The organism is uncultured Campylobacter sp., assembly GCF_937997405.1.
Lineage (GTDB): Bacteria > Campylobacterota > Campylobacteria > Campylobacterales > Campylobacteraceae > Campylobacter_B.
Map to the genome: position 1 here is coordinate 1 of NZ_CALKTL010000189.1, position 8,791 is coordinate 8,791.

Annotated in this window: 7 protein-coding genes; 3 read left to right on the forward strand and 4 right to left on the reverse strand. The window is 50.1% G+C overall.

Annotation, left to right across the window (positions count from 1 at the left end):
- The first annotated feature begins 249 nt into the window (after positions 1 to 249).
- A complete protein-coding gene (gene lepA, locus Q0372_RS09860) occupies positions 250 to 2,046 on the forward strand; it encodes a translation elongation factor 4 (protein ID WP_298105448.1) in 1,797 nt (598 codons plus the stop codon).
- A 615-nt stretch (positions 2,047 to 2,661) separates the two neighbouring features.
- The gene (locus Q0372_RS09865) at positions 2,662 to 3,366 is read left to right on the forward strand and encodes a DUF6882 domain-containing protein (protein WP_297883382.1); all 705 of its coding nucleotides are present in this window, start codon (positions 2,662 to 2,664) and stop codon (positions 3,364 to 3,366) included.
- A 67-nt stretch (positions 3,367 to 3,433) separates the two neighbouring features.
- Here the strand turns inward: Q0372_RS09865 and Q0372_RS09870 are convergent, their stop codons facing one another.
- Together Q0372_RS09870 and Q0372_RS09875 are read right to left on the reverse strand one after the other, a co-directional pair.
- Positions 3,434 to 3,604, reverse strand: coding sequence for a hypothetical protein (locus Q0372_RS09870; protein ID WP_297883383.1), 171 nt, complete (start codon positions 3,602 to 3,604; stop codon positions 3,434 to 3,436).
- Positions 3,579 to 4,322, reverse strand: a complete 744-nt coding sequence (locus tag Q0372_RS09875; RefSeq protein WP_298105452.1) for a hypothetical protein — start codon at positions 4,320 to 4,322, stop codon at positions 3,579 to 3,581. Before Q0372_RS09875 ends, Q0372_RS09870 begins: the two co-directional genes overlap by 26 nt.
- A 304-nt stretch (positions 4,323 to 4,626) precedes the next feature.
- Between Q0372_RS09875 and Q0372_RS09880 the strand changes: the two genes are divergently transcribed.
- A complete protein-coding gene (locus Q0372_RS09880; RefSeq protein WP_298105455.1) occupies positions 4,627 to 5,145 on the forward strand; it encodes a hypothetical protein in 519 nt (172 codons plus the stop codon).
- An 804-nt stretch (positions 5,146 to 5,949) separates the two neighbouring features.
- Here Q0372_RS09880 and Q0372_RS09885 read toward each other — a convergent pair.
- Together Q0372_RS09885 and Q0372_RS09890 are read right to left on the reverse strand one after the other, a co-directional pair.
- Complete coding sequence (locus tag Q0372_RS09885; RefSeq protein WP_297882561.1) at positions 5,950 to 6,879, reverse strand: ribose-phosphate pyrophosphokinase; 930 nt, start codon at positions 6,877 to 6,879, stop codon at positions 5,950 to 5,952.
- Positions 6,880 to 7,576: 697 nt separating this feature from the next.
- Complete coding sequence (locus tag Q0372_RS09890) at positions 7,577 to 8,635, reverse strand: DUF3137 domain-containing protein (RefSeq protein ID WP_298105459.1); 1,059 nt, start codon at positions 8,633 to 8,635, stop codon at positions 7,577 to 7,579.
- Between the last annotated feature and the right edge of the window lie 156 nt (positions 8,636 to 8,791).

An 8,791-nucleotide genomic window follows, 5' to 3' on the forward strand; every position in this document is an offset into this window, starting at 1 on the left:
TAGTAAAATCTGCGCCCAACTCTCATCCTAAAATTCTATCGCGGTAAAACGCACCGCCGATAAAACTTAAAATTCTATTGCTCAAAGCCGCCCGCATTTTCCCTTATCCTTCAAAATTTCGCTTCGTAAAATTCCAATCCGGCTAGACCTGTTGTATAAAAACACTTCATAAATTCCATTCGCCCATTTACCCGTTTTTAAATGAAATTTCGGCACAATGCGGCTTAAAATTTCATCAGGGAAAGCCACTTGAAAACAAAGAATATCAGAAATTTCAGCATCATCGCGCATATCGACCACGGCAAATCCACGCTTGCAGACCGTCTAATTAGCGAGTGCAACGCCGTCGAAGCGCGCCAGATGAGCAGCCAGATCATGGATACGATGGATATCGAAAAGGAGCGCGGCATCACGATCAAGGCGCAGTCCGTGCGGCTCGAGTACGAGCTTGGCGGCGAGAAATACGTTTTAAATTTGATCGATACCCCGGGCCACGTGGATTTTAGCTACGAGGTCTCGCGTTCGCTGGCTAGCTGCGAGGGGGCGATCCTCGTCGTAGATGCCAGCCAGGGCGTGCAGGCGCAGACCATCGCAAACGTCTATATCGCGCTGCAGCACAACCTCGAGATCATCCCCGTGCTTAACAAAATCGATCTGCCCGCCGCCGATCCGCAGCGCGTAAAAGATGAGATCGAGCATGTCATCGGGCTTGATTGCAGCAGCGCGATCGAGGTCAGCGCCAAAACGGGCGTGGGTATCAAGGAGCTTTTAGAGGCGATAATCACTCGCATCCCCGCGCCCAAAATGGACGACGCCGCGCCGCTTAAGGCGCTCATCTACGACAGCTGGTTCGATAACTACCTAGGCGCGCTCGCGCTTGCGAGGCTCTACGACGGCGTGCTGAAAAAGGGCGACGAGGTCTATATCATGGGTAGCGAGAACCGCCACGAGGTGCTTGATCTGATGTATCCCTACCCGCTCGCGCCCGCCAAAGCCCGCGAGCTTAGCAGCGGCGAAGTGGGCATCGTAGTAATGGGGCTAAAAAACGTCGCCGACGTGCAGGTGGGCGATACGATCACGCTTTTTAAAAATCGCGCCGTCGCGCCCGTGGGCGGCTTTGAGAAGGCCAAGCCCTTCGTTTTTGCGGGCATCTATCCCGTGCAGACCGATAAATTTGAAGATCTGCGCGACGCTTTGGATAAGCTCAGCCTAAACGACAGCTCGCTTAGCTACGAGCCTGAAACGTCGCTCGCGCTAGGATTTGGCTTTCGCGTCGGGTTTTTGGGGCTACTGCATATGGAGGTCGTGAAGGAGCGGCTCGAGCGCGAGTTTGATCTCGATCTCATCGCTACGGCGCCGACCGTCACATACGCCGTGTATCTCACGGACGGCTCATGCGTGCGGATACACAGCCCCAGCGAGCTTCCCGCGTCAAATTTTATCGAGCGCATCGAGGAGCCTTACGTCAGGGCGACCATCATCACTCCGAGCGAGTTTTTGGGCAATCTCATCAGCCTTTTAAATTTGCGCCGCGGCATCCAAACCAAGATGGATTACATCACGCCCGAGCGCGTCCTGCTCGAATACGACGTGCCCACAAACGAGATCATAATGGACTTTTACGACAAGCTCAAGTCCTGCACCAAGGGCTACGCGAGCTTCGATTACGAGCCGATCGATTACAGGCGCGGCGATCTCGTAAAGCTCGACATCCGCGTCGCCGGCGAAGCGGTCGATGCGCTCTCGATCATCGTGCCCGCCTCAAAGGCCGAATCTAAGGGGCGCGACCTCGTCAAAGCGATGAAGGAGATCGTGCCGCGGCAGCTTTTTGAAGTCGCTATCCAGGCTAGCATCGGCAACAAGATCATCGCTCGCGAAAATGTCCGCGCCATGGGCAAAAACGTGACCGCCAAGTGCTACGGCGGCGACATCACGCGCAAGCGCAAGCTGCTCGAGAAGCAAAAAGAGGGTAAGAAGCGCATGAAAGCAATCGGCAAAGTAAATCTGCCGAGCGAGGCGTTTTTGAGCGTGCTAAAGATCGATTAAATTTTATGCTTGAGCGGGTGATCTAAATTTCATCTTTTGCCGCGCGACCGTAAAATTTGCCTTTAAATTTTGACGATCGTTCGGGCGGTTTAAATTTAGCAGCTCGCCGTTCGGTATGAAATTTCGGCTTTAAATTCCACGATCTTAAGAGGCGATTTAAATTTTATGACTGCACGGCTTTAACTATCGCTTGCCGCCTGAGCTGATACATTCGCTGTTGCGCGCCCGTTTTGCGCCGCTTTAAACTCTAGCGTTCACTGTTCGGTCGTAAAATTTCGCCGCATGCCGTTAGGCTAAAATTTCATCTTTCAAATTTAACATCCCGCGAGCGGTTTAAATTTTTACCGTCCGCCGATCATCGCGGTCGCGTCCGTCATCTCCTGCAATTGCACTCGCCATGCCCGTCGCCTTCTGCAAAATTCTATCCGGGCAGCGCCCGCTATGAAATTTTATCCGCCGCGGATTTATAAAATTTGATTAAATTTTGCCCGTCTTGCCGCATGAAATTCCATAGTGCGAATGTTTTATAGCAAAACGGCGTGCGTGGCGCATAAGAGAGCGTGCCGATAAATCCAGCAAAAGTGCTAAATTTATCGGCGCGGCAAAAGGAGAAAGATGAAATTTTTAGACCGCTTGGGCGTGGATAGGAGCAGCTTTGCCGATTTGTTTTCGGCATGTTTGGGTTGCGGCGTAAGGGCGCAAGAGATGGGCTCGAAGCTGATCGTAAAGGGTAGGCACTGGTCTGTGGATTTTGAGCGCAGCGAGACCCTCTTCGGCGACGATGCGCCGCGCGCCATTTTATATATCGGCAGCGAAGCAAACGCCAGCCGCACGTGGCTGTGGGGGTACGAGAACATAAATCACCTCGATGAGCGGCTACTTACCCTTGCGCGAGATGTGCGCGACTTCGACTTGCGGCACGAGCTAGCGGAGCTTGGCACGCCTAAGCTTGCACTAAGTGCGGAGATAAACGGGCATGCTCTAAGCGCGATTGCGTGCGGGCTATCGCAGGAGCCGTTATGTTACTACCGCTGCCCGCACGCCGGCGGAGCGGTATTTGTGGCGTTCGCGGCAGGCGAGTGCGTGGCGCCAGATGGTACGATCAAGCCCGGTATGGACGCAAGCGAGCTCATCTCTTTGGCGCGCGATTACATAGGCGCATTTCAGCTAAATCACGCCGTTTTATCGGGGGCGCTTTTGCTTAGAAACGGCACGAAATTTAGCGAAGCGACGGGCAAGATCGTAGCGAATTTTAAAAATGATGCGCTCTTTTCGTTTGATAATTTGGGGCGGTTAAGCGAAGTGGAGTTTGTTGTATAGAGCCGCAAATATCGCGCCGTGCATTCGCGGCTTTGAAATTTACGCTGCCAAATTTTGCCCTGCAAATTTATATCGTAGAATTTTTCGTCTTGAAATTTTGCTCGGTAGAATTTGCATCGCGAAATTCTGATGTGTGAAATTTTGCCTTAAATTTTGCGTTGTGAAATTCTACTGTTCTATCCGCGCTCAAGCCTCTAAATTTTAAGACAAAATCAGCCGCCGTCGATGTCGAAATCAAGATGCTCTTTGAAATAGGCGCGCAGCCTGCGGCGGTCGTTGCGACCGGGCGTGATCGCAAACCACAGCACGCGGTCGTTCAGATCCTTGCCACGGATCAGCACGGTGTCGCGCAGCAAGATGTCATGAAAGTCGCCGTTTAGTTTCCAAGATGAGAGCGCCTTGGCGAAGAAAAAGATCACGATGCCCGCCGCCAGCATCTCATATGCCATAGTTAGCTGCTCGCTCATGGCGATACCTACTAGCCATAGCACGATCATCGATCCGATCCCAAATTTAAAGAGTCGCTCGTGTTTTACATAGCGGGAGTGGCTAAGCGCCGTATAGCCGGTGCAGGTGCGCAGAAAGCCCGGAGTGAGCTTAACGTAGTCGATATTAAAGAGCAGGATTTCGCTCTTGCGCTCGTTTGAAACGAAGGTAATCGCGTGGTCGTTAAATTTAAACAGCCCGCCGCCATCGCGCCCTTGATACCAAGCTACGCCGGCGATCAAAAGTCCTAAAATCCCGCCTCCACCGCGTCCGTGGCCGTTTCCTAAAAAAAATTTATCTAAATCTAGCCCTGCCGACATGCCGTAAAAAAATATAAAAGCCATCATCGCAATGACGAAGATCACGATGAATGAGTTATCGTTTTTGACGCTAAATCCGCCTGTGCTAGTGGTTCGTGAGCCGCGATTACGAAGGGCGGCTTTGTAGTCTTTGGTAGTAAAAGTAGGCATCGGCTTCCTTTATTTCAGGGTTTCAAAACAGCTTGCGCGCCGCTTTTAAACCCGTTTAAAACGGTGGAATTTTATAAAATTTCAGATCAAATTCGGATTAAATTTTAAATTTGAAGAGGTTTTAAAATTTAAGCGAGTTTCAAATTTAAAGGATTTGAAACTTAGCCGCCGAGCTACGCTTAAAATTTACGCTTTCGCTCAAATTTATCAAAATTTAAACGCATAGCGGCGCCGAAAGATCGGAAATTTAGCCCGGGCTAAACCCCGTTTTTATATAATTGCACAAAATTTTAAAGGAGAAAAAATGAAAAAATTTCTAGCTTTGCTTTTTGCGGCGCTATTTTTCGTAGGTTGTGGACAGACTCAGCCGAAAGTGCCGATCGCAAGCGCGTATAAATTCAAGGGCATTACCTACCAACACTTCCAAAACCATAATCCGAAAAAATTTATCTATCAATCGCCGGAGGCGGTCGAGAAAAAGTACAACGAGCAGCTTTTAGCGGCGCTAAAAGAGGCGAACCTGCTGGATCAAAACTCTACCGACGAGCTTAAAATTACAATAAAGCACCACAGGGGCTTTACGGGCGAAGCTACTCCGTTTCCTAGCGATAGAATCGGTGGCATAGAGTTTATCTATGAGGTTCAACTCGTAAGAAACGGCCAAATTTTAAGAAGCTATGTGCAAAATGACATCGAGCATTACGATCCGGGATTTTTCGGCAATATGAAAACCATAGCGTTGCAAAATACAGACGATAGCTATGAAAATGCCGCAATTACGGCTCTTGTCAAGCATTTGATGGAGATTATAAAGAAATTTTAGCGGCCAGCTTGGGCGCAACGCACGTGCCCGATGCCGCATTTGACTAAATTATAAATGATTTTGACGCCTTGCTGGCTTTTAAATCGCGGGATTTTAAAAAATCGCTGCGAGCTTGAGCGGTAAAAATTTAAAGAAGCGGATTGCTTGAGGGCTACCGATATATCGATAGCCCGTCGCCAATAAGCGGCGGAGCGCTCGATAAGCGCGGCATTTTGAGTCTTACAATGCTCTAAAATATAAAAAATTTTGGCGCTAAATTTTAAATGCTCCGGCTGGTCATTCTTGCCGGCGCGTGCTGCGGATTTTGCGGCGAAATTTAAAAACGCGGTTTGCATGATTTAGCGGATGTGAGTTTTGCAGAAGCGCAGCTGCATGTACAGACGCGAATGTGCGGCAAATTATCATAAATTTAAAACGTAGCGGCGCTGCGCGATCTCATCAAATATGCAGAAAATTTTACGGCAAATTTAAAACGCAGTCTCACGGAATTTAGTGCGGTAGATTATAAAATGCGGTTTGCAGCGGCTAATGCGGTAAATTTACTACGCGGTTGCAGTTAAATTTTTCCGCCGCGCGGAGTAAACGTCACGCATAAATTAAATTTGCCGCATAGAAGCTAAATTTTGCGTCGCAGTTAAATCCACAATAGTCAAATCACAGCGAGCTCAACGCTGCAAATTTAGAGCCCATAAGCGCAAGCGCTTGACTTGTGGCTGAGCCGCGATCCCTTACGATAAGATGCCTATTGTTCGCATTCCTGCGGCTGTATAAAACAAACGACGCCGCATTTTAAATTTTAAAATTTTATTTGAATAAGCTGTTTACGCTCTCGTCGTGATATACGCGCCTGATGACCTCGCCGAAGAGTGGAGCGACGCTGATTACCTTGATGCGGTCGCTTTCCTGCTTTAGCGGGATTGTGTCGGTCACGACGAGGCCGTCTAGCGCGCCGCTTTCGATGCGCTCATATGCCGGGCCGCTTAGCACGGCGTGCGTGCAAAACGCGCTGACGCTCTTCGCGCCCTGGTCTTTAAATGCGCCCGCGGCCTTGACGATGGTGCCCGCGGTATCGATCATATCGTCGATTAGGATCACGTCCTTGCCCGCGACGTCGCCGATGATATTCATCACCTCGCTTTTGTTCGCCTCCTCGCGGCGCTTATCGACGATCACCAGATCGAGTGAGAGCTTTTTAGCGAAGCTTCTGGCGCGCGCGACGCCGCCCACGTCGGGGCTAGCGATGATAGGATTTTTTAAATTTTTCTCTTTCAGGTAGTCCAAAAATATCAGCGAGCCGTAGAGGTTATCGACGGGCACGTCGAAAAAGCCCTGTATCTGCCCCGCATGCAGATCCATCGTGACGACACGGTCGATACCCGCCGTTTGCATCATATTCGCCACGAGCTTCGCGCTGATCGGCACGCGCGGGGCCGCCTTGCGGTCTTGGCGAGCATAGCCGAAGTAGGGCACGACCGCAGTGATCGAGTTCGCGCTGGAGCGCTTCAGCGCGTCGGTTAGGATCAGAAGCTCCATCAGATTGGAGTTTGCGGGCGCGCATGTGGGCTGGATGACGAAGACGTCCTTACCGCGCACGCTCTCGCCGATCTGGACGCTGATTTCGCCGTCGCTGAAGGTTTTGATCGCGCATTCGCTAAGCGGTAGCGAGAGATATTTGGAGATTTTTTTGGCAAATTCGGGATTTGCGGTGCCGGAGAAAATTTTATATCCGCGCATTTTGATGACCTTTGGATTGAAATTTGCTCGAATTCTACACCAAAAGCGCTAAATTTTAGCTAATTCGCCCGCCGCGCTCGCGTAAAATTCATAAGCGAGCATCACGAACTAACGCCCGTTTGCGAGATAAATTCTTTAAAATTTCAGGGCGGCTCGGCTTGCCGCGGTTTTACCATGGCGAAATTTAGCTTTGGATTGTAGCCGATACGCGCGCGGGCCATTGGAGCCCGCGTTGTCGTACGAGCAGCCGCGCAGATGCGGCTAAAACCGTATTGCGAAGTTTTATGAAAGTCTGAGGGAGCGCATCAAGTAGGGGGTACGGCTAAAACCGTATCGCAGAGGGCGGGGTGCGGATTAGCGCGGAATTTTATATTTGCGATACAGACAGGCAAAATTTTATCTTTGGAATCATAGTGAGCGCGCGTTTAAATTTAGATTTGAGCTTGCACGGGACAGACTGCGCGAATACTTTGTGGCGCGCTAAATTTAGGCTACCGCGGCGCATAAATTTTATATTTCTTGGGCGGTTAAATTTAAAATGTGCTTTGCTTTGGCGAAAATTTAAAGCTCGCTTTGACGATCAAATTTAAAAGTTCGCTATCTAGAGCTTGATTGTGCGCTGCGAAATTTTAAAATTTATCGTGCGAGCTCCATTCACCGTGTAAATTTAGATACTGCCTTTGCCGCTTAAATTTTATTAAATCCAAATCCTCACATTCAGTTTTAAAATTTTAACGATACTCAAAAAGCTTAGAATTTCACTCTTTATCTCGCTTGCGGGGTCGCGGCGCAGCACGCTTTCATAGACGCTAGGCTCGAAATTATCGCGCCCAGTGTGCACGAAAATATGGATCCGTCGCTCTCTGATGCTAGCCCAGATCTGCGCCCCGAGCGCATCGCCCACCGCCAAAAATCGCTCCATAAATGCAGGGGTTAGCACGTACATCGCGTTTTGCGGCTCGTCACTAAGCACCTTGTAGCGCGCGGCAAACTCCACGTTGTCCATCGCAACGGGCTTTAGGCCTACGTGCTGTTTGTTTTGTATCTCGCGCGGATAGATGAAAACGGGCGCGATGATGCGTTTGTTAAATTCCGCTACGAAAAACGCCCCGATAAGCTCGTGCTGTAAATTTTGATGGAAAAAGCTCACGTCGCTAAACTCGAAGCTCACCCCCTGCCACACGCCGCCCACGCGGTCGTTGCCGTGCAGATTTTTGATAAACTCGAACAGATCGCTCTGCACCACGCGCCAAAACGGCACGCTGCCGTAGGAGACGTATTCATAGCCGAGCTCGCGCACGAAAGGCGCCAGATAGTGCTGCTTGTAGCTTTGGCGGTATCGCCCGGTAAAGATATCTTGCGCGCTTCTTACGCCGAGCGCATAAAGCCGCGCTGCTAGCCACACCGCGAGCGCGACCGCGGCCAAGCCTATCAGCGCCTGCGGTAAGGCTGCGGAGTATTTGAAGATCAAAAACGAGATCGCGACCGCGCCGAACTTTAAAATATTTTCCGTGCCGATGAGATCCTTTTGCCAGCCGTTTAAGTGCACCTCTTTAAGGCTCACGGCGAGCGAGGCGACCGCCAGCAACACGAGCATCGTCGCGCTAAAGTTCTGCGCGCCCCGCCTGCGCACGAAATACGCGATGATGCAAAACGCCGCAAACAGCGCCACCGTGCTTATAACGGCGATCAGCTTTAGCTGCTCCACGTGCTTTTTCGCATCCAGTCGCAGGCGCTCCAAATCATAAATAGTCAAAATTTCGCCCCTTTTTAAATTTGCCCGCAATTTTAGCGAAATTCTAGGAATTTTGGAATTTCAAAGCTCACTCGTCTGCACATAAGGCGGATTTTTATATGAATTTCGCACAGCGCCCTAAATTTAAGGATAAATTTAAAACTCTAAGTTTAAAAT